The organism is Paenibacillus gansuensis (assembly GCF_042684925.1).
Classification (GTDB): domain Bacteria; phylum Bacillota; class Bacilli; order Paenibacillales; family DY6; genus Paenibacillus_N; species Paenibacillus_N gansuensis.
Window position 1 is genome coordinate 744,294 of sequence record NZ_JBHUME010000002.1, and the last position, 19,804, is coordinate 764,097.

A 19,804-nucleotide genomic window follows, 5' to 3' on the forward strand; every position below is an offset into this window, starting at 1 on the left:
TAAACCAGTCCCCTCTGTTCATTTATCCTTTCAGACCGCTAAGCGTGATTCCCTCGATGAAATAACGTTGCGCAAACAGATAAACCAGCAGTACCGGAGCTAAAGTAATACAAGATGCCGACATTAACAGTGTCCAGTCTGTCGAGTATAATCCCTGAAAAGAAGCAATAATGAGCGGAAGCGTATACTTTTCCGCCGTGTTCAGGTAAATGAGCGGTCCGAGAAAATTGTTCCAATGATACATAAAGGTGAATACCCCTAAAGCTGCCAAAGCGGGCCGGCAATTGGGAAGCACGACCGACCAGTAGATCCGCCACGGATTCAGGCCGTCCATCCTCCCCGCATCTTCAAGCTCATTCGGTATGGACGAAATGAATTGGCGCAGCAGGAACACTCCGAATGCATTAGTCAATATTGGCGGTATGATTAGAGGCCAGTGCGTATTCAGCCAACTGATTTCTTTAAACCATAAGAACGTGGGGATCATCGTAACCTGCGCCGGAATCATCATCGTTGCCAACAACAGGAGAAACCATAGTTTCTTGCCTTTGAACTCCATTTTAGCAAAAGCATAACCGGCCATAGAGCAGCTCCATAAGGTTCCGATTGTGACCAGGACTGCAATCTTGAAACTGTTGAAGTAAGCCGTACCCATGGGAAACATCGTCCATGCGCGCTTATAATTACTCCAGACAATAGGGTCAGGAAGCCACTTGGGAGGGTAGGCAAACACGTCCTCCTGAACTTTAACCGAGGTGGTCAGCATCCATAGAAACGGTACGAGCATCAGAATGGAACCTAAGAGCAATACAATAAAGAGGAACCAGTCCATTCCCGACATTCTCTTTAGGGTCATTGCCTTAAACATCGTAGTTCACCCACTTTGAGAATTTAAATTGGACCAGAGTCACTGCAAAAATAATGGCAAACAGGATAAAGGAGATAGCGGAAGCTTCTCCCATCTTATAGAATTGGAACGCCGTGTTATAAATGTGAAGAACAATCACGTTAGTCGCGTCTGCCGGGCCCCCTTTGGTCATCATGTACGGCTCATTAAAAACTTGAAAAGAATGAATGACCAGCATGGTTAACACGAAAAAAGTTGTGGGTGAAATCATAGGCAGTGTGATGTTCCAAAAACGCTGTAATGGGCCTGCCCCGTCAATTTTGGATGCTTCGTAAAGATGCCGCGGCACACCCTGCAGGCCGGCAAGGAATAACACCATGTTATAGCCTACACTTTGCCAGACAGCCATAATGACGATCGAAGGCAGAGCCCAGGTCAGGCTGGTCAACCACCCTACACCCTTCAAGCCGACCGCTTGCAGACCCGCATTAATCAACCCGAAGTCCGGATTATACAGCCACGTCCATACTAGAGAGATGGCAATCGTGGACGTAATGACAGGCATGAAGTAGGCTGCACGGAAGAACATTTTCCCGGCCACATGTGTATTCAGCATCATTGCCAGAACGAGGGAGAGAACTAAAGTAGAAGGTATATACAAAAGTGCAAAGACCAGGGTATTCCTGAAAATCTTCCAAAATATCGGGTCGGTGAGTTGTTTCGTGTAATTCCGTAAACCAATCCAGGAAGGTGTGGTACTGATATCCCAATCCATAAAGCTGATCACAAAGGCAAATACAACTGGACCTAATGAAAACAACAGTAAACCCAGAATTTGAGGGCTGATAAATACGTAAGCCCACAGGTTATTTCTGCTCTTTTTGCTCAAATTGACCGACATGGCTTCCCCCTTCTCGTCAAAATGTAAGCCCTTTATTTTTGGATACAGCTTCATTATTCCTTTTGCAGACTCATCCGTAAATGCACGGATATTTAGATTAGATGTACAATGTTCAGGTTTGAATATCGGTTGACAGATATATAATAAAAACCTGAACAGAATACATGTTTTCTGCGGGAGGCTTCATTTTCGTTTGTCCTTTTCTTCTGCATAATTGAAGTAAGTTCAAACTTAACATGAAGGGAAGTTATCCGAAATTATGACCATTCCTGCAAACAGAAAAATAAGAGTAGCTTTAGTAGGCTTACGATTTGGCGGCGCTTTTGCACCGATCTATCATGCGCATCCCGATGTCGAGCATGTGGCCATTTGCGACACCGATGAAACCTTGCTGCAGCAATATGGAGACAAGTTCGGCTTTGAGCGCCGTTATACGGATTTGAACGATATTTTGGCCTCCGATGAATACGATGCGGTCCACCTCGTAACGCCGATCCCGTCGCATGCTGAACAGACGATAAAGGTACTCAATTCCGGAAAGCATTGCGCATGTACCGTGCCCATGGCGACCACGATAGAGGAACTTCATGCCATCGTAGCCGCACAAAAAAAGAACAACCGCAACTATATGATGATGGAAACCGCAGTCTATACTTATCAGTTTCTGTATGCACAGCAAATGCACGAACGCGGTGAGTTCGGTCCAATTCAATTTTTGAGAGGAGCCCATTATCAAGACATGGAGAATTGGCCTTCTTATTGGATGGGTTTGCCGCCGATGCACTATGCGACGCATGCTATTTCGCCTCTTTTGGCCATTGCAAATACACGTGCAACGAAAGTCCATTGCTTTGGATCGGGGACGATGAGGGAGGAACTAACCCGGCGTTACGGTAACCCTTATCCTGTGGAAACGGCGATCTTCCAACTTGAACAGGGCTCAGCAAACGCAGAGGTCACAAGAACCTTGTTCCACACAGCGAGACCCTATATGGAGAGCTTCAACATTTACGGGGAAAAAGCTTCAATAGAGTGGCACATGGAGGATGAAGAACCGCTCCTGTTTACGATGGGACCGCTGGAGGAAAGCAGAGGGCGCACTATTCACACGGAACGGATTCAGCCTCCCGCCAGACCCGACCTGCTCCCGGAAGAACTTGCTTACTACATTACGCATCAGGATGAGCTGGACGAGAACAACCCTCATCAGTCCGTACTTCAAGGTAACGGACATCATGGTTCTCACCCCCATCTTGTTCATGAATTTGTACGCAGCATCGTCGAGAACCGCCAGCCTCGCATTGATGCCGTTACGGCAGCTAATTGGACGGCAGCGGGCATCTGCGCACATGAATCCGCGATGCAAGGCGGTAAAGTGGTTGAGATTCCTTCCTTTCAAGACTGACAATGAAATAGCAAGGATACGGTCTAATCCAGACGGACTGTATCCTTGCTTTTTTTTTCACTGCATCAAATTATATCTCCACGCTTAACAGGAACTCGATGGCAACCAGCAAACTAGTCACCAGTTCTTTCAGCAGGGTTGCATCCGAATATAATCATCTATATATTTAGATTTATAGATAAAGAAATTTCATACGCTCAGGAGGAGAGAAAAAGATGACCCATTCCAAAACAGCAGCATCTCTGTTCACGCCGTTTGTCAGCGATAAGCTGAAGCTCGAAAACCGGATTGTAATGGCGCCAATGACCCGCTCCTTTTCACCTTCAGGCATTCCAGGTCCTGACGTTGCAGGCTATTACCGCCGAAGAGCAGAAAACGCGGTTGGTCTCATTATCACGGAGGGTACAGTAATTAATCACCCGGCTGCGGCTGCGGATCATAATGTACCCCACTTTTACGGGAAGGAAGCTCTCGAAGGATGGGCTCGTGTCGTACGCGAAGTACATGAAGCCGGCGGCAAAATCGCTCCGCAGATCTGGCACACAGGTACAGCCCGCGCGAAAAGTAAATTCCCGGATTCCCCTGTGGATCCTGTCGGTCCATCGGGTCTTAGCCTGACCGGTGAGCAGGTTTCCGAGCCATTGACGAAAGAGGAAATTGCCGGCCTTGTTCAGGCGTATGCCCAGGCGGCAGCCGATGCCAAGCGTATCGGATTTGACGCGGTGGAGATTCACGGCGCACACGGCTATCTCGTCGATCAGTTCTTCTGGGAAGTCACCAACAAGCGCACGGATGAGTATGGCGGAGACCTCGTCGGCCGCACACGTTTCGCCGTGGAAGTCATTGAGGCGGTCCGGGCCGCGGTAGGTCCCGATTTCCCGATTATATTCCGCTTCTCTCAATGGAAAGCGTTCGATTACAATGCCAAGCTGGCAGCCACACCGGAGGACCTAGGACGGTTCCTCGCACCTTTGTCAGCCGCAGGCGTCGACATCTTCCATGCCTCTACACGCCGCTTCTGGGAACCGGAGTTCGAGGGTTCTGACCTGAATCTGGCGGGCTGGACCCGCAAGCTCACAGGGAAACCAACGATCACTGTCGGCTCCGTGGGCTTGGACTCCGAGTTCACCAGCCTCTTCACGGAAGGCAAAGGCAGCGAGGCGGTCGGCATTGATCATCTGATCGACCGTCTTGACCGTGAAGAGTTCGACCTTGTCGCCGTGGGCCGCGCCTTGCTGCAGGACCCTGCCTGGGCCGTCAAAATCCGCGATGAGCGCAGCAATGAACTTCAGCCGTTCACGCGGGAAGCATTAGGTACGCTAAGCTAAGTTTGTATAAAGGTGGGGGAACCGAATCAGGTTCCCCTATTTACGTTCTCTTCCAGATGATAGATCAGCTGAACAACGCCAGATGAGAACTTTCTCGTATCCACCAGTTTCAAATTCAACCTCTGTTGCATCCCAGTAAATAACGGTTTTCCTTCTCCCAAAACTACAGGATGGACAGATAATCTAAATTCATCAACCAGCCCTAGATTGATAAACGTTGTTATAAGACTTGCTCCGCCATACAGCCAAATATCTTTACCAGGTTTATTTTTTAATGCATTTACCTCTTCGACAATATGATCATTTATGAAAAACGCTTGATTGTCCGTCCTTTTTTGAATTCTGGAGAACACGTATTTCTCTTTACTATGAACTTCATCCCACAATTCTTGTTCAGCATTGCTGCTTTCCATTCCCGGAGTATATTGTCCCCATAAATCGTAGCTTTTTCTTCCATAAAAAATCGTATCGATCTGATGAAGGAAATCAATAAACCCCATCTCGGAGTCCATAATGCACCAGTCTATTTCCCCATTCTTCCCTTCAATAAAACCATCTAAAGTCACTGCTAAATCTAAAATGATTCTTCGTTTCATGATTTCACTCCTTACGTTGATCTACCTCCAGTATAGACCTTAATTACGTCAATTAATGTCGCAGTCCAGGTTTGCCTTTATTTATTTCATACCGAACTCGATTTCAGCAATTCAATCAATTCCTGTAAGGAGTGCGAAATCCATTTCTTGGGGTGAATAACCATCTGCAAGTCCAGCCGGATCTCGGGATGCGTAAATGGAAGTGCTATTAACTCTCCACGACGTATCTCCTCTGCAGCTGCCATTCTTGGTAAAAGGGAGATGCCTGAACCCGCCATAACACATCTTTTGATAGCTTCCGGGTTACCTAATTCTAAGCCAATTCGATATGTAATCCCTTTAGCACGAAGTACCTTCTCCAACATAATTCGGTAATTGCAGCTATCCTCCGGCATGATCCATTCGGCGCCGCTGAGATGGTCGAGATCGATATTATCAAGTATGGATAACGGGTGATCCGGATTAGCTATCAGAACCAAAGGCTCCTCTTTAATCTTGGTCCATTGCAGAGTTGGATCGGGTGGTTTACTTTCTAGCAGGAGTCCTAGGTCGATTTCGCCTTCTCTAACTTTGTTAACAATGATGGTTTCGCGCTCTGGTTGAAGCCTTATCGACAGATCGGGAAATTTCTGCCGAAGTTGTTGGATCAGAGGCGGAAGATAATAAGAAGCTAATGAATCGATCGTCCCAATTGAAAGGGTTCCCCCGCCCTGCCGGGTCAGCATTTCCTTTGACTGCTGATACAGTTCAAGCATTTGAACAGCAATTTTCAGCAGCTCTTCTCCAGCCGATGTTAACCGAAGCCTTCGGCCATACCGTTCAAATAGTTGTACGCCATACGCCTTTTCCAATTTCTGAATCTGTGTCGTAACACTGGACTGCGCATAACCGAGCTCCTCAGCTGCCCGGGTAAAACTCAGGCGAACGGCGACCTCCCTGAATGTTTGAAAATATACTAATTCCATGGTTTCTCCCATTACATCAATATTATTGATACTGTTCATCATTTATTATAGATAACACTGATTCAAAGTACCATGATAATATGAAGTCATCAACCAACAGGGGAGGAAAAATATGCTGAATGAACAAGATTTGAAAGGGGTTTTCGTGCCGGTCGTTACCCCCTTCTTGCCGAATGCAAAGTTGGATATGGATTGATATCGGAACTATGTAAGTAAGTTATTAACACAAGAAATTCAAGGGTTGGTCGTAAACGGTACCACTGGAGAATCCCCCACGGTTTCTTGGGAAGAGGTGACGGAGCTCGTACAAGAGACTAAGGAATTTATGAGTAAACAGAGTCGTATACCGGTTGTTATAGGTACTGGAACTAACGATACAGCTTCAACTGTGAAACGGACCGAAATTGCAGGGCAACTAGGTGCGGATGCCGTCCTTGTTGTAACACCGTATTATAGCCGTCCATCGCAAGAGGGTATTTTTGAACACTTTCGAAAGGTAGCACAAGTTGGAGTACCCATTATTGTTTACGAGGTTCCTTCCCGCACCGGAGTTCGGATAACCACTGATATGATGAGAAGGATTATGAATTTGAATGGAGTTATTGGCTTAAAAGATAGCTCCGGCGGCATAGAGCTTATCTCTGAATTGTCGCGCCTGGGTTCAAAGCCTATTCTATGCGGGGAGGACATCTATTTCCATGCTATGTTAAGCCAAGGTGCCTCCGGCGGCATACTTGCATCAGCGAATGTATTTACTAACGACTTCATGAATGTCTTTCGTCTTGCCAGCAAAGGTGACTATACTAAAGCTAAAAAGGCATTCGACCCCTTGGTTCCCTTAATTCAAAGACTATTTCAGGAATCCAACCCTGCACCTCTAAAATGGTTACTTGCAAGGCAGAATATCATCTCCTCTGACACGCTCCGTTTACCAATGGTACCCATTACTAAAGAATTGCAATTGGACCTGGAGCAAACAATGCTAAGTCTGAACCCATAAAGATTTAAGTAATTCTTATTCAATATTTTATCTTGCAATCCTGCCTGTTAACAACAAGAGACGGCCTCCATGACATAACAAAAAATCCCCGTTTAAAGGGGACATAACGCGATTATATTTACTTGCATTTCTTCTTAGCGCAGTTACAGATACGGCATTACTTATCAGGTGTTCTGTCCAAATAAAGCTGCGTTACCTCAGTTGTGTCACCAGACTTTTTCTCGTTCTCGGTTGCTTTTTCCTCTAACTCTTGATGATCGGCCATTCCTGGAGCTATGGTTGGTTCATGCCTTGATTCTGTTTCCATTACGTTTCACCATCCTTTTGTTATATAGGCTGGATGATTCATCATAAAATTATGTATGGAGAGGGACATTATATTTCAAAATATTATGTTTGAATTCCTGTGTTGGTTTAATCAAGTTTGAATTCTACTTTCTCATCAGGAGCAAATTCATTCTTATTATCAACTATAAATTGACCATTAGTTCTTGGCAATTTGACATACTGTACAACCTTTTCACCTTTAACAAAAACGATCAGGTCAAAGCTATCAGAGTATTTAAGTATGCCGGCTTTTGACCAACGAAATCCTAACTGCTTATTAATTACAGCCTCTGAAGTGTATGGGGTAAATATATACAACTTATCCCAGGAAAAGCTGGTGATTTGGTTGAAATCGATTGCAACCACTTCTTTGCTGCTCTGCTTACTTTCAATAACCTTGACCAGGTTCTGTTGTAACGTCTGTTTTTCTCCAGCCTCCTTACGGAGATTACCGTACAGTACACCCCCAACAACAACGATAGCTAAGCAGATAAGTATCGGTATTTTTTTCATAGGCTAACACTCTCTCCCTTAGCTTAACGAGGCTGCCAATCATATTCGTGGCAGCCTCGTCAATTTTATATATGTGGCTATCATTTAAGTAACAACGCTTTATAGAGTTTAATAATGCCAAAATGCATGCCTTCATGATATAAGTTGAAGCTGAGGCATTGTTCTTGGGTTTCTAGAGTCATACCAGCAGATGTAGTATACGGCTGAACCTCTTCTTTTAGGCGTTGTGATAGAGCATCGTAAATGCGACCTTGTTGTTCTTTTAATAGGGTCTCTAGCTCTTTCAAGGTCGGAACGGGGTAGGAAACAGGGTTCAATGGGGAAGTACCGTTTTCAAACTGTTCCTTAAACCCTAGGGGTAACTGCTGTGGCAGCCCAATGTATTGAAAAGCGAACCTTTCCGTGACGACATAAATGTGACCCAGATTCCAACGGATCGTATTTCGGAACCCTGCGGGAAACTTGTCAGCCAATTCCTCGGTGATTCCCTCCATCACTTTTAAGGTTTGGTTTCTTACAAAATCCATTTGCTTAAATAAAAAGTGTTCCATTGTCCTCACTCCTTCTATGTAGTTATTTGAGATAGTACCATGTAAAAAGGTGGAATGGAACATTAACCTTACCTTTATTCCAAAATAACCCAACCCGCTAACGAGGCTGCTAATCTATTCATAGCAGCCTCGTCAATTCCATTTGTTTAATTTTTGTTAACGATTTAGCTTATTAAAATCCTTATCCAGTCTTCAATTGCCTGATAGACCGTGGTCCTGCTCGACAATGTATGTTATATAACTATCATTTCCGTTAGCTTTGTAACTACTTTTCCAAACTCTTGGCAAACTCCCTAAGTTCCTCTGGATTACTTGTATGGAACACCATCTTTTCGGTATCAAAGATAAGTACGATTGGACTCTTTTCTTCAAGTCCTAATAATTTTAACCATTCCAATTTATCTTTCTCCGTATGAATAGTCATTTGTTGAATGTATTTAAGAAGAGCCGGTTCAGAGTTATGCACCTTATTTACCTCGAAGTCCCAGTCTGGGGAAGTCGAAAATATTTGCATTCTGAGTTGACCTTCTTCTTTTGAAACCAACTTTTTCAGTACATCCTCTTTGCTTAGGCTGCAACCTGTAAAAATTAAGGTGAATAGTAACAGGAGCAATCCTAACTTGACCTTCCACACCATTTTCCACCCTTTCCTTTTCTCACACATTATTACGAGGGTAATCAATTAAAGAGTTGCTTAGCGTTCATTGAACATAACTCCCTCTATTGGTTTGTTTCATCGCAAAAAGAATTATTATTTCTCCATGATTGCTCCATTAACCTTCAATTCGTCACATCGTCTGAAGTCGATCACAACAAATCCAATGTATTAATTACTTAGAGCACTTGCTCGAAGAATACGACCTGGCGCAGCGCCAGCTAGAACAGATTCAGTATGAACTCCAGCTCATTCTCGAGCGAATAATACAATGGATTAAACTGTGTTAATGCCTGACCTTCTTAAGCCTTTCTATGCGCAGTAAATAATAATCCTCCAAAAACTGAAATTGTTGATCAAATTCTTTCTTTTTCAGTGTTCCCTTTAAAAGCTTCATTTCCAAGTTTACGTAATCGATCTGCTGTTCTAACAAGATAAGATACTTCGCAAGAATATATTCAATAAACCTATCGTTCTCAAACGAATTAGGCTGATAGGTAGCGTCAAACCAGTGAGCATTATCCATAAACACGGGAATATGTCTTCTCAGTTGGTGAGAAAGCTTCATAAACAGTTCTCCATTATGTAGAAGTACCGTAAAAATTTCATCATTAGCTTGAATTGCGGCAATCTCCGGATATTTCACTTTCATCGCTGTTTCACTATAAATCTCTGATTGGGCATAAACAAGACGCAGCTTTACCTTTTCGACTCTTTGTTGAGTGATATGCATAGAAGAATGCAGCAAACCAATGATCTGTTCCCGGTCATCGGACTGCTGGCGCAAATCTTCTGCTATAAACGCGAGGATAACACCTGCTACCGTACCTACGATCGTAATAAACAGGTTGAGTTTAGCCTCACTGAACTTAGTTCCATCAACTATGTAGAATGTAATCATTGCAAGCAATAGCCCCGTAATTAGCCATAAGGTCATATTCACCCCACCATCCATTTCTAGTTCATTATATGCCGGAGGGACAATCCTAATCACAAAGAGCCCTTGCATTAATCATGGGTATAAGGACACACCAGAGTAAAAGGTTTTAAAATAGCACACTAATGGAAATGACTGGTTAGGAAAGAGGAAAGAAGGTGAATCGGCAAGTGGCGGAATGGCTCGAGGTGATCCTGCGAACTGCAATATCGGTAATCGTCCTATTTTTTCTGACAAAACTACTGGGCAAGCGGCAAGTAAGCCAACTTTCCTTATTTGAATATATTACCGGGATCACTATTGGGAGCTTAGCGGCTTATATTTCTATGGATTTACAGACAAATTGGTATTTGGGTTTGATCTCTTTAGCTGTATGGATTAGTTTCTCGCTCGTGATTGAATACATTCAATTAAAGAACAAGAAGCTGAGGGATTGGATTGACGGAAAGGGAACTATTCTTATCGAAAACAACAAAATACTGGAAAATAATTTAAAAAAGGAGAAATTGACGTTAGACGACCTAACGGAACAACTCCGAAAGAAAAACGTATTTAGCGCGGCCGAAGTTGAATTTGCGATCATGGAAACTACCGGAGATATCAACGTGCTGCTGAAAAAAGAAAATCAACCTGTCACACCTAAACAATTAGGGATTAAAGTTCCTGACGGGCAGGCATCGCAAGCTGTAATCATGGACGGTGAGATTATAGATAAAGCATTATCTTCTGTGGGGTTAACCAGAAAATGGCTGCATGAAGAATTGGACAAGCACGGAGTCCGCATTGAAGATGTCTTCCTCGCACAAGTCAGCCCCGGCGGAGAGGTGTACTTCGACTTATATAATGATCGCGGGAAGGTGCCGGTTCATTCGAACAAACAAGCTTTATTATCTTCATTACAGGCATGCAAAACCGAACTCGAGAGACTCACCATGACAGATAAACACTCCGCGAAAATGACCGAAACCCATGCCCGCCAACTGGAAAACATAATTCAGGAAGTTAAAGCTTTGCATTAAATCCCAGTGAGGGATTCTGGGCAGGCTTCCCAGCCCCGGAACCGCCTTCTCAGGGCTGTGTCTGCATGACGTGGTAGTATAAAACGGATAAAACCTTGTTTCACCTTTTTTTAAAATTACCGTAATCTATAAAAATGATTTTTCCATTTCTATTTCTGCGTAAGTTATCCCATCTTGTATCTCTGGGAATGATTTTTGCATCTTTGAAATTCTCTTTAAGGCGGGAAAGACGCTTCCTGTATTCTCTCGATCTTTTCATCTTCCTGTCCATTTTTTTCATAAGAATCCAGCCGCCGCTATAGTCCACTATTTTAGCAAGATGTCTTTTTAAATGCCCCCTTGAGGAAGAGAAGATATCAATCTCGCGTTTTATGCTCTTAAAGCCTCTAAGATTAATCGGCAGCTTGATCACGAGCTTGCGGTTGACGGCAAAAACCATTCGCGACTTCCCCTTTCCCAGATATTTGTACGGAAAGGACGCAATGAAGCTGTCTATCTCACTGCCAACATTTCTTCCAGACCGGACTAGTCTTATCCATCTATTGATCTGTGCAATGTCCCTGCTTCGTATATTTTTTTTAATAGGTCGGCTCATATTCATCCCTACTTTACGTAAACATAACTTGACTTTTATGTTATATCATATGTGGGAATTTAAGAATCGCCTGTATTTTTGTCATGTTTACCGTTGCTTTTTATGATAAACAAGAAAACGGCCGTTTCCTGTTACCAGGAAGCAACCGTTTTTCGAATTAAACCAGATATCGTTCCTTAATCACGTTCACATGATGAGCGATATGCCCGATGATGATGTACAACAATGCCGTTGCCGTACCCGGATGATTACTAAAGGTTCCTCTGTTACCCCAAGCTTCATCTTTAATGGTATTGACCATGGAGACCGTCGCCCTGCGCACTGTGTCCAGCTCGTTCAAAAGTTCGGCCATCGTCCTGTCCCCGAAAGCCGCCTCTTTCATGAACAAATCCTGGTCAAACCCAGACAGAGGCGTGGTGTCACCGCGGGCTATGCGGAGCAGCCGATAGCTCATAATCCGCTCTGTATCGGCCAGATGACCGAGAACTTCCTTCAAGGTCCATTTCCCCGGGGCATAGCGGTAATTCCCCTGTTCTTCAGTCACGTCTCGGAGCAAACTTACCAATTCCTCTAACTGTGGAACCAGCATGTCTATAACCGATCCTTCGGGTACTTGATTCACATAGTTTTCCGCATAAGGCGGGTAATCTCCGGACAGCGGACGCTGCAGCATGGCTATTCCTCCCATTACCTTGATTTATTTCTAAGACTGAACCATAAAATCAATAGTCTGATAAGAAATTACATGTCGATCGCGGTATGTAATGGCAATCAGCTCTTCATTGGCACTCAATATTCCACGATGCAACATGGCCGGCTTAAACCCGCGTTCAATCGCTCCATTGTATGTAAATAGGACACAATTCCCGGCGTCAAAGCCAGCTACCACGACAAGGCCAACTTCACGATCCAGCAGGATTTGTTCTAATTCTGTTTTCCAGAAAGCATTGGAAAAGGTCTTCTTCACAATAAGGTCATCCTTCTCCACTTGAATTTCCGGAATGAACTCGAGCAACTCTGGACCAACAGCTTCCGCATCTTCTACATCTTGTATATGGACAACTAAGTTTCCGCTGGAACGCAGAGTTTGAGCAACATGATTAATATACTCGCACGCGCTTGCTACAGGACGTTCTTGTAAAAAAAATTTTTGCATATCGACGATCAAAAGTGCGATTTTCTTCGGTTTACTCATATCCATGTTCCCACCTTCAAGTGATGTAGAAAATCCTCAAGCCCGTTAAGTTACTGCTTAACCTAATGATATGATAATTCGAAAAAATATTCACTGTATTAATTATGTATATATAAAAATGCCGCCAATTGCGTCAGTGCAACAAACTTGTCCTCCTAGTTCAAAACGAATTTAAAATATAAACACCTGCTTTTAGGATATCATTTACAAAGTACTGAATCCATGATATTATTCAATTACGTAATTACGTAATTAAGTTTTTGTGAGGTGAGTTTTTTGACCCGTGACTATGGTGTAGAAATGGACGCAGTAAAGGCACAATTAGCTGAACTTCAAAATTTTGTTACACAAATCGCAAATTCTTTACCGAAAGATACGCCAATTCATAGCGGTGGCGGCCCATCCGGCAAATTTCTTGTGGAGAGAAACGCTGGCCAAGGAGAAACAGGCGGAATTTATTTTTCAGGTAACTATCATGGGGAAAAATGGCATTACAGATGGGAGCCTCAGGAAAGGGCTGTACATCAACTATTAAGTCTCGATGGTGATAAAGTTGCCAAGATACTATCTGCGCTAGGTCATAAACAACGTATCGAAATCCTGAGAGCTGTCTTACAACAACCTATGACCGGGGCGGAACTCGTAGATCATTTAAATATGGGCACTACAGGGCAGCTTTATCATCACATTAAAGCCTTGCAAGGAGCTGACCTCCTAAGGCAAGAAGAACGTGGCGGCAGTTACACAATCCCCGGACATCGAATGCTTCCGTTTCTCCTATTATTAGCTGCAGGATCAGAGTTACTTGATACAAGTGAATATATGGAGTTATCTGAGGCTAGAAATAATGCTGGACAATATTTAGGGTCTTCCTCAGAAGAATACGATCCACATCTTTTGCTGAGATCAGTTCTAGAAAATACAATCGCTGAACATCAAGCCGGGTTTTGTTCCAATGTTAGTGTGGCTTTTCATAGTGACGGCAGCGTGACCGTGGCCGATAATGGAAGAGGCATTCCTATCCAGGCCTTTCCAAATTCAGAAAAGCCTCTCGTTCAAGCTGTGCTTACTGAAATAAACCGCCAATCCAGTGCATCTATCAATGCACCCAACGGAGTAAAGGGTATTACCATTCCGATCGTCAATGCGTTGTCACAAAAACTTACCGTAGAAGTACGTAGAGAAGGAAAGGTTTTCCGTCAAGAATATAAGCACGGAATTCCACAGACATCCCTTCTCACTGTTGGACTAACAAATGAAACAGGAACAAGCCTGACGTTTCTTCCTGATAAGGAGATTTTTCATTCTCGTTTCGATCAATGCATATTTGCCAATGAAATAGAAAAGATCTCTGAAACATTTCCGAAACTAAAAATAGATCTAATTACTGAATAACGTAATGAGAAGAGACTCCTTTTTCAGGGAGTCTTTTTTATTGTAAGTTTAAATGGAGAGGTGTTCTTAAAGATCGCTTGCTTTCTGCAAGTAATAATCAGCCGCAGCACGAATTAGATGCTGGAGGTTCTAAATTTGAAGCGGAGCAACTGTCAGCAGATGATTCCTCCACTTGAACTGGACCGCAGCAGCTATCCCCACCGCCACTACCAACACCAATGCCGCAAACACCAGTCTCTGGCAGTTCAAGCTCCACTTTGCGTGCCGACTCCATATCACCAACCAGTGCTGCAACAACGGATCTAACTTGCTCATAGCCGGTTGCCATTAAGAAGGTCGGCGCTCTGCCGTAGCTTTTAGCACCTACAATATAGAAGTCTTTTTCTGGTTGGCGCAGCTCTTGTTCCCCGTGAGGTCTTACCGTACCGCAGCTGTGCGCATTGGGATCAATTAATGGCGCAAGCTCATAAACGCTTTCTAGACTTGGATCCATCAAGACCCTTAGTTCACGGATAATCGATAAATCAGGTCGGGATCCGGTATTGCCTACAATTTCATCGATGTCATCAATGTCTTTTTGTTCGCCATTGATTGTTCCGACAACTTGAATTTTTCCGTTCTTTTGTATTAGCTTATCAACATGAAATGGCGTTTTTACTTGTATTGTACCGGAATCAACGACTTGCTGTATGCGGATGCCAAGCGCTCCTCTTGCAGGCAACCCATCTAATTCCCTTCCGCCATATACCTCCTCAAGATTTTGTTTTCGGATGGCCCAAACGATTTCTGTTGCTTCTGATTCCTTTTGCAGCTCTGCAAGTTCTAGTAAGGTGTTAATTGCAGAATGCCCGCTTCCCACAACGAGAACTTTTTTGCCGCTGTAACGCTGTTTATCTGTGCCTAACACATTAGGAATACCATAGTTAATTTGTTTTTCGATCGCTAATTCATCTTTGCCTAAGATACCGTCCGAACGAAGCGGGTTGGGGTTAGACCATGTACCAGACGCGTCAATAACCGCTCTAGCCTCAAAAATCGACGAAGTCCCATTTTGTTCGACGTGAATGACAAATGGCAGCTGCTCTCGTCCTTTTGTTTTTACTTTGCTTAATCCTTTGCGACTAATAGCAGTGACTTTTGTATTTAAATAAATAAACGGTTTTACTTCAGGCAACTCTGCTAAAGGCTTTATATATTGTTCGACAAGCTCTTTTCCAGTTGGAATATCCGCATTCTTTGGGGCCACCCAGTCAGTTGCCAGCAACAATTCCCTAGCCGATTTGTCAATGTTATATTCCCATGGTGAGAAAAGTTGTACATGGCTCCATTTTCTAATATTCGCTCCTACTTCAGCGCCAGCTTCAAAAATGATAAATGTCTCGCCTTTTGAAATAAGATGCGATGCTGCCGCTAGCCCTACCGGACCCGCTCCAATAATGGCTACAGGCAGATGGCTTTTTTTCTTAGCTTTTGTCTCAAGGTAGCTCGTTTGGTTAACAGGAATACTTTTATACATGATTACTTCCTCCCTATAATTATTTGCAATTTGCAAACTTATTATGAAACAAAAGGGATAAATAATTATCCCAATGGTGTCCAACATACTGAAGATTTTGCCATGCTCGAATTAAGCAATTTGATTGCATTAATGACCATGTCTCGTTCAAACTCAGACATATGCGAAAACACTTCTTTTAGGTAATCATTCATTTGCGTATCAATGACCGCGGCAATATATTTACCTTGTGCCGTCAAACTCAAAATATAGATCCTACGGTCTTCCGGAAGCGGCGTTTTTTGAACTAACCCCAATTTTACAAGGCTTTGTACCTGGCGACTGAATGTTGTAATATCCATTGCAAGCGCGTCTGCAACCTGCTGTATGGATGGATTATGTTTGCGATCAATTTCATAAATAATATGACTTTGAACGAGGGAAATATCCACGCCTCCTGCGGTGCAGCAGTTTTTATCCAAAAGTCCAAAGCGACGTGTCATGATCTGAAAGATTTCTCTAAAGTTTTCCATTTAATTCACCTCTAATTACATTTATACCTCATAAATTTGCAATTTGCAAATAATTAATCTGCTGTACGAAAAATTTGAACAACATGTTTTGAGATGCCTTTTAGTCTAATAACTGATGTCTAACAGCTTTAATCCATTCGCCTTTTTCATCCGCAAGCAAAGTATTCCATCCTAAGTTCCGGGCCTGCACAAGATTTTTCTCTTGGTCATCAACGAACAATACATGATCTCTGTTAAAAAGTTTTGAATGAACAATGAGGTATATATCCATTTCCGGTTTACAAAATCCCGTTTCATCAGAAATGGTTATACTTGTTATGTAGTTTTTAACGGGGTCAATTATATGACTGATCCATTCCGTGCGATGATTGCTTAATAAATGGATGTTAGCGATCTTACTCCAATTTGGAATTTCTTCAAGACAAGGCATCGGTTTAATCTCTGATATTAGTTTGCCAGCAGCATACTCTGCATTGACGGTGGGAAACCTTTCGAGAAGCATAGCCCAAAACTCTTGTTCATTCATTTTTCCAGTCCATAGTTCTTTACGGACTTCATGTTTGAATTTAGCAAGTTCATCATAGGCAACGTTAAATGTTAAAGCCATGTCCTCCCACCATATTGGCGAAAAGTTGGTTGCTATTACTCCGGCTATGTCTAAAACTAACTCGGGTTTGTTACTAATTGGTCGCCGCCTCCCAACTTAAATGTTCAACTCTCCTCTGGGTAGCGTAAAACGCCTCCAATTTCATTTCCAACTCGATGATTTGCTTTTCCTTCTCGTGGAGACGGCTGCGCAGCTCTTTCTGACGCCTTTGCGCTTTTTCCAGCCGGTACAATTGTTCTTTCGCTTCCGCCAGCCGGTCAAACCCATATTCCAGCATGCTCCATCTCTCCCCTTCATTTCCAAACTTAATTTCACATTAGCAACAACTCAGCTGCTTTACAATGAATAGTTTTTATATAGCCAAAAAAACAAAATGGCCATCCCGAGGGATAGCCATTCATTGATTGTGTAGATTATTTACCTAAATCTGCCCCGCCTGTGATTGTTTCTTTGCCGGCGCAAACCAGCCGATGAGGGCAATCGCAACCAGCACGCCGTAGAAGACAACAGTCCAGCCTGTGCTGTGCGGGAAGTCATGATCCAACACCCCAATATCTTCGTGGGCAAGGGTAATTACGGCGAGCTTCACGCCGACCCATGCTACGATCGCGTAAGCTGTGGTCTCCAGTGCCGGCCGTTGAGCTAGCAGCTTTACAAACCATGTAGCCGCGAACTTGATCAGGATCAGTCCGGCGATGCCGCCAAGCACGACAACGATGAATTGTCCTCCGTCCATCCCCCCAAAATCGCCAAGCGGCGAGTCCGGAAGGCCAAGCGCCAGAGCAACGGCTGCCAGAATGGAGTCAATCGCAAAAGCCAAATCCGCTATAGCAATCTTCCCTACGGTTGGCCAGAAGCCTTTGCCGGCAGCATCTTTCTTGAGGTCCTCGCGGTTGTTCTCATTCTCTTTGCCGAAGCGTGCTTTGATGATGTGTTTTAGCCCAAGGTATAGAAGATAAGCTGCTCCTATTGCCTGTATTTGCCAGACGTTAGCAATAAAAGAAATTGCAAACAGAGCGGCGAAGCGAAAAACAAAAGCCATAATAATCCCGTAATTAATAGCTTTCTTCTTCTGATCCTCCGGCAAATGCTTCGCAATGACCGCCAGGACAAGAGCATTATCCGCCGACAATAAACCTTCCAGACCGATAAGAATCAGAAGTGCCCATGCATACTCTAACCAAATTGAATCCACAGTATTTCTCCTATCTATGTAAGAATGTGACGACAAGGAATCGGTATACAACCTTAGATCAATTTTAAGGTTAGGATTTCCTTGTCAGACTTTAATATACCTGCATGAAACTTAAAATCATCTTACAAAAGGAGGAGCAGCCGCCATCGCGCAAACTACTCCTTCCTGGTTTCCAACTAATGATATACGAGCTCTTTTCCATTCAAGCCGAGCACCCGCGCTGTTGCATTGTGCAGCTCCCGGAATAGCTCCGGGTGTTCCACCAGGGACACGCCATACGAAGGCACCATCTCTTTGATTTTCGGTTCCCATTCCGTCATTTGCTGCGGGAAGCATTTCTCCAGCACCTCCAGCATGACGTGAACGGCGGTGGAAGCCCCCGGTGAAGCGCCGAGCAGTCCGGCTATGGAGCCGTCTGCAGAAGTAACGACTTCCGTACCGAATTGAAGCGTGCCCTTGCCGCCTTCTACCGTATCCTTGATGACTTGCACGCGTTGGCCGGCCACCACGATATCCCAATCTTCACTCTTAGCATTCGGAATAAATTCGCGCAGCTCTTCCATCCGCTTCTCGTTAGACAATAGAACCTGCTGGATCAAATATTTGGTCAACGCCATTTCTTTCACACCAGCTGCAAGCATCGTCAATATATTGTCGAGTTTCACAGAACCGATTAGATCGAAATAGGAACCCGTCTTCAGGAACTTTGGCGAGAACCCGGCGAAGGGACCGAAGAGCAGTGTCTTTTTGTTGTCGATATACCTGGTATCCAAATGCGGAACCGACATAGGAGGAGCGCCCACCTTGGCTTTTCCGTACACCTTGGCATGATGCTTCTCGATGACTTCCGGGTTGTTGCATACCATAAACAGTCCGCTGACCGGGAATCCGCCAATGTGCTTGGACTCCGGAATACCGGTTTTTTGCAGTAAAGGAAGACTTCCGCCCCCGCCCCCGACAAAAATAAATTTAGCCGTATGATACTCATACTGCCCGCTTGCCAGATTATGCACTTTCACTTCCCATAGGCCGTCGCTGGTACGTTTCATATCTTTTACCGTGTGTTTGTAGTGGACTTCGACGTTACGGGTTTGAAGGTACTCGAATAACATGCGTGTTAAGGCGCCAAAATTAACATCCGTTCCGGAATCGATTTTGGTTGCGGCGATAGGTTCATTAGAAGTGCGGCCCTCAATAATCAAAGGAATCCATTCCTTCAGTTTCTCAGGGCGATCGGAGAACTCCATGCCTTGAAATAAGGGATGCTTTGACAGCGCTTCAAAACGTCTTTTTAAAAACGCCACGTTGCCTTCCCCTTGCACCATGCTCATGTGAGGAAGCGGCATAATAAAATCCTGGGGGTTACGAATCAGATTGCTGTTTACAAGATAAGACCAGAACTGTCTGGAAAGTTGGAACTGCTCGTTAATTTTGACAGCTTTGCTGATATCTACAGTACCGTCAGCTTTCTCGGAAGTATAGTTAAGCTCGCACAGTGCAGCATGCCCTGTACCCGCGTTATTCCATTCATTAGAGCTTTCTTCCCCTGCGGTTTCCAGTTTCTCAAAAACTTTGATTTTCCACTCCGGTGCTAACTCTTTCAGTAACGATCCCAAAGTAGCGCTCATGACACCGGCACCAATCAGGATCACGTCCGTTGTTTTCCGTATCTTGCTCATGATAATCTTCCTTATCCCCTATATTTGCGAAAATTGAGCAGGCGCTGCTACTCAAGTGTTACAAAA

Annotated in this window: 22 protein-coding genes and 1 pseudogene; 5 read left to right on the plus strand and 18 right to left on the minus strand. The window is 44.0% G+C overall.

Annotated features, from left to right (window positions below):
- Nucleotides 1-22: 22 nt before the first annotated feature.
- Nucleotides 23-868, minus strand: a complete 846-nt coding sequence (locus ACFSUF_RS03420; RefSeq protein ID WP_377600105.1) for a carbohydrate ABC transporter permease — start codon at nt 866-868, stop codon at nt 23-25.
- Nucleotides 861-1,748, minus strand: a complete 888-nt coding sequence (locus ACFSUF_RS03425; RefSeq protein ID WP_377600107.1) for a carbohydrate ABC transporter permease — start codon at nt 1,746-1,748, stop codon at nt 861-863. The genes ACFSUF_RS03420 and ACFSUF_RS03425 overlap by 8 nt, the downstream gene beginning before the upstream one ends.
- 259 nt (nt 1,749-2,007) lie before the next feature.
- Between ACFSUF_RS03425 and ACFSUF_RS03430 the strand changes: the two genes are divergently transcribed.
- Both ACFSUF_RS03430 and ACFSUF_RS03435 read left to right on the plus strand, forming a co-directional pair.
- Nucleotides 2,008-3,153 (plus strand): Gfo/Idh/MocA family protein, encoded by a 1,146-nt coding sequence (locus ACFSUF_RS03430; protein WP_377600109.1) that lies wholly within the window; start codon nt 2,008-2,010, stop codon nt 3,151-3,153.
- A gap of 215 nt (nt 3,154-3,368) precedes the next feature.
- Entirely contained in the window at nt 3,369-4,481 is a 1,113-nt protein-coding gene (locus tag ACFSUF_RS03435; RefSeq protein WP_377600111.1) for an NADH:flavin oxidoreductase, read from the plus strand.
- 26 nt (nt 4,482-4,507) lie between these two features.
- Here ACFSUF_RS03435 and ACFSUF_RS03440 read toward each other — a convergent pair whose 3' ends face one another.
- Together ACFSUF_RS03440 and ACFSUF_RS03445 are read right to left on the minus strand one after the other, a co-directional pair.
- Complete coding sequence (locus ACFSUF_RS03440; RefSeq protein ID WP_377600113.1) at nt 4,508-5,077, minus strand: dihydrofolate reductase family protein; 570 nt, start codon at nt 5,075-5,077, stop codon at nt 4,508-4,510.
- A gap of 86 nt (nt 5,078-5,163) precedes the next feature.
- Nucleotides 5,164-6,042: a LysR family transcriptional regulator gene (locus ACFSUF_RS03445; protein WP_377600115.1), complete on the minus strand. Its 879-nt coding sequence runs from the start codon at nt 6,040-6,042 to the stop codon at nt 5,164-5,166.
- Nucleotides 6,043-6,154: 112 nt separating this feature from the next.
- Here ACFSUF_RS03445 and dapA point away from each other — a divergent pair.
- A pseudogene (gene dapA / locus ACFSUF_RS03450) lies at nt 6,155-7,042 on the plus strand (4-hydroxy-tetrahydrodipicolinate synthase).
- Nucleotides 7,043-7,199: 157 nt separating this feature from the next.
- On the opposite strand, the gene ACFSUF_RS03455 reads toward dapA, so the two are convergent.
- The 5 genes from ACFSUF_RS03455 to ACFSUF_RS03475 all read right to left on the minus strand — a co-directional run bounded on the left by ACFSUF_RS03455 (nt 7,200) and on the right by ACFSUF_RS03475 (nt 10,025).
- Nucleotides 7,200-7,349, minus strand: coding sequence for a hypothetical protein (locus tag ACFSUF_RS03455; RefSeq protein ID WP_377600117.1), 150 nt, complete (start codon nt 7,347-7,349; stop codon nt 7,200-7,202).
- A gap of 107 nt (nt 7,350-7,456) precedes the next feature.
- Nucleotides 7,457-7,882 (minus strand): hypothetical protein, encoded by a 426-nt coding sequence (locus tag ACFSUF_RS03460; protein ID WP_377600119.1) that lies wholly within the window; start codon nt 7,880-7,882, stop codon nt 7,457-7,459.
- Nucleotides 7,883-7,962: 80 nt separating this feature from the next.
- A complete protein-coding gene (locus ACFSUF_RS03465) occupies nt 7,963-8,433 on the minus strand; it encodes a DinB family protein (RefSeq protein ID WP_377600121.1) in 471 nt (156 codons plus the stop codon).
- A gap of 265 nt (nt 8,434-8,698) precedes the next feature.
- A complete protein-coding gene (locus ACFSUF_RS03470; RefSeq protein WP_377600123.1) occupies nt 8,699-9,070 on the minus strand; it encodes a hypothetical protein in 372 nt (123 codons plus the stop codon).
- Between the two features lie 304 nt (nt 9,071-9,374).
- A complete protein-coding gene (locus tag ACFSUF_RS03475; protein WP_377600126.1) occupies nt 9,375-10,025 on the minus strand; it encodes a hypothetical protein in 651 nt (216 codons plus the stop codon).
- Between the two features lie 170 nt (nt 10,026-10,195).
- Here ACFSUF_RS03475 and ACFSUF_RS03480 point away from each other — a divergent pair, with 170 nt between their 5' ends.
- Complete coding sequence (locus ACFSUF_RS03480; protein ID WP_377600249.1) at nt 10,196-11,044, plus strand: DUF421 domain-containing protein; 849 nt, start codon at nt 10,196-10,198, stop codon at nt 11,042-11,044.
- Nucleotides 11,045-11,144: 100 nt separating this feature from the next.
- On the opposite strand, the gene ACFSUF_RS03485 is transcribed toward ACFSUF_RS03480, so the two are convergent.
- From ACFSUF_RS03485 to ACFSUF_RS03495, 3 genes are all read right to left on the minus strand, one after another.
- Nucleotides 11,145-11,483, minus strand: a complete 339-nt coding sequence (locus ACFSUF_RS03485) for a hypothetical protein (RefSeq protein ID WP_377600128.1) — start codon at nt 11,481-11,483, stop codon at nt 11,145-11,147.
- A 313-nt stretch (nt 11,484-11,796) separates the two neighbouring features.
- Complete coding sequence (locus tag ACFSUF_RS03490; protein WP_377600130.1) at nt 11,797-12,312, minus strand: DinB family protein; 516 nt, start codon at nt 12,310-12,312, stop codon at nt 11,797-11,799.
- Nucleotides 12,313-12,342: 30 nt separating this feature from the next.
- Entirely contained in the window at nt 12,343-12,834 is a 492-nt protein-coding gene (locus ACFSUF_RS03495; protein WP_377600133.1) for a cysteine hydrolase family protein, read from the minus strand.
- Between the two features lie 267 nt (nt 12,835-13,101).
- Here ACFSUF_RS03495 and ACFSUF_RS03500 point away from each other — a divergent pair, with 267 nt between their 5' ends.
- On the plus strand, nt 13,102-14,229 hold the full coding sequence (locus ACFSUF_RS03500; protein ID WP_377600135.1) for an ArsR family transcriptional regulator: 1,128 nt from the start codon (nt 13,102-13,104) through the stop codon (nt 14,227-14,229).
- A gap of 97 nt (nt 14,230-14,326) precedes the next feature.
- Here the strand turns inward: ACFSUF_RS03500 and ACFSUF_RS03505 are convergent, their stop codons facing one another.
- The 6 genes from ACFSUF_RS03505 to ACFSUF_RS03530 all read right to left on the minus strand — a co-directional run bounded on the left by ACFSUF_RS03505 (nt 14,327) and on the right by ACFSUF_RS03530 (nt 19,738).
- Nucleotides 14,327-15,745, minus strand: a complete 1,419-nt coding sequence (locus tag ACFSUF_RS03505; protein ID WP_377600137.1) for an NAD(P)-binding domain-containing protein — start codon at nt 15,743-15,745, stop codon at nt 14,327-14,329.
- A gap of 65 nt (nt 15,746-15,810) precedes the next feature.
- Nucleotides 15,811-16,257 (minus strand): MarR family winged helix-turn-helix transcriptional regulator, encoded by a 447-nt coding sequence (locus ACFSUF_RS03510; RefSeq protein ID WP_377600139.1) that lies wholly within the window; start codon nt 16,255-16,257, stop codon nt 15,811-15,813.
- 100 nt (nt 16,258-16,357) lie between these two features.
- On the minus strand, nt 16,358-16,864 hold the full coding sequence (locus ACFSUF_RS03515) for an HAD family hydrolase (protein ID WP_377600141.1): 507 nt from the start codon (nt 16,862-16,864) through the stop codon (nt 16,358-16,360).
- A gap of 73 nt (nt 16,865-16,937) precedes the next feature.
- Nucleotides 16,938-17,141 carry a hypothetical protein gene (locus ACFSUF_RS03520; protein WP_377600143.1) on the minus strand — a complete coding sequence of 68 codons (204 nt, stop codon included), beginning with the start codon at nt 17,139-17,141 and terminating at the stop codon, nt 16,938-16,940.
- A 144-nt stretch (nt 17,142-17,285) separates the two neighbouring features.
- Nucleotides 17,286-18,059: a TerC family protein gene (locus ACFSUF_RS03525; protein ID WP_377600145.1), complete on the minus strand. Its 774-nt coding sequence runs from the start codon at nt 18,057-18,059 to the stop codon at nt 17,286-17,288.
- A gap of 176 nt (nt 18,060-18,235) precedes the next feature.
- Complete coding sequence (locus ACFSUF_RS03530) at nt 18,236-19,738, minus strand: malate:quinone oxidoreductase (protein WP_377600146.1); 1,503 nt, start codon at nt 19,736-19,738, stop codon at nt 18,236-18,238.
- Nucleotides 19,739-19,804: the final 66 nt, after the last annotated feature.

Excerpts from the sequence above, each read along its gene's own strand:
- ACFSUF_RS03510 (WP_377600139.1), bottom strand. The coding sequence starts at position 16,257 with ATGGAAAACTTTAGAGAAATCTTTCAGATCATGACACGTCGCTTTGGA.
- ACFSUF_RS03460 (WP_377600119.1), bottom strand. The coding sequence starts at position 7,882 with ATGAAAAAAATACCGATACTTATCTGCTTAGCTATCGTTGTTGTTGGG.
- ACFSUF_RS03470 (WP_377600123.1), bottom strand. The coding sequence starts at position 9,070 with ATGGTGTGGAAGGTCAAGTTAGGATTGCTCCTGTTACTATTCACCTTA.
- ACFSUF_RS03420 (WP_377600105.1), bottom strand. The coding sequence starts at position 868 with ATGTTTAAGGCAATGACCCTAAAGAGAATGTCGGGAATGGACTGGTTC.
- ACFSUF_RS03430 (WP_377600109.1), top strand. The coding sequence starts at position 2,008 with ATGACCATTCCTGCAAACAGAAAAATAAGAGTAGCTTTAGTAGGCTTA.
- ACFSUF_RS03485 (WP_377600128.1), bottom strand. The coding sequence starts at position 11,483 with ATGGTTTTTGCCGTCAACCGCAAGCTCGTGATCAAGCTGCCGATTAAT.
- ACFSUF_RS03495 (WP_377600133.1), bottom strand. The coding sequence starts at position 12,834 with ATGAGTAAACCGAAGAAAATCGCACTTTTGATCGTCGATATGCAAAAA.
- ACFSUF_RS03475 (WP_377600126.1), bottom strand. The coding sequence starts at position 10,025 with ATGACCTTATGGCTAATTACGGGGCTATTGCTTGCAATGATTACATTC.
- ACFSUF_RS03515 (WP_377600141.1), bottom strand. The coding sequence starts at position 16,864 with ATGGCTTTAACATTTAACGTTGCCTATGATGAACTTGCTAAATTCAAA.
- ACFSUF_RS03455 (WP_377600117.1), bottom strand. The coding sequence starts at position 7,349 with ATGGAAACAGAATCAAGGCATGAACCAACCATAGCTCCAGGAATGGCC.
- ACFSUF_RS03465 (WP_377600121.1), bottom strand. The coding sequence starts at position 8,433 with ATGGAACACTTTTTATTTAAGCAAATGGATTTTGTAAGAAACCAAACC.
- ACFSUF_RS03520 (WP_377600143.1), bottom strand. The coding sequence starts at position 17,141 with ATGCTGGAATATGGGTTTGACCGGCTGGCGGAAGCGAAAGAACAATTG.
- ACFSUF_RS03425 (WP_377600107.1), bottom strand. The coding sequence starts at position 1,748 with ATGTCGGTCAATTTGAGCAAAAAGAGCAGAAATAACCTGTGGGCTTAC.
- ACFSUF_RS03435 (WP_377600111.1), top strand. The coding sequence starts at position 3,369 with ATGACCCATTCCAAAACAGCAGCATCTCTGTTCACGCCGTTTGTCAGC.
- ACFSUF_RS03505 (WP_377600137.1), bottom strand. The coding sequence starts at position 15,745 with ATGTATAAAAGTATTCCTGTTAACCAAACGAGCTACCTTGAGACAAAA.
- ACFSUF_RS03445 (WP_377600115.1), bottom strand. The coding sequence starts at position 6,042 with ATGGAATTAGTATATTTTCAAACATTCAGGGAGGTCGCCGTTCGCCTG.
- ACFSUF_RS03440 (WP_377600113.1), bottom strand. The coding sequence starts at position 5,077 with ATGAAACGAAGAATCATTTTAGATTTAGCAGTGACTTTAGATGGTTTT.
- ACFSUF_RS03490 (WP_377600130.1), bottom strand. The coding sequence starts at position 12,312 with ATGCTGCAGCGTCCGCTGTCCGGAGATTACCCGCCTTATGCGGAAAAC.
- ACFSUF_RS03530 (WP_377600146.1), bottom strand. The coding sequence starts at position 19,738 with ATGAGCAAGATACGGAAAACAACGGACGTGATCCTGATTGGTGCCGGT.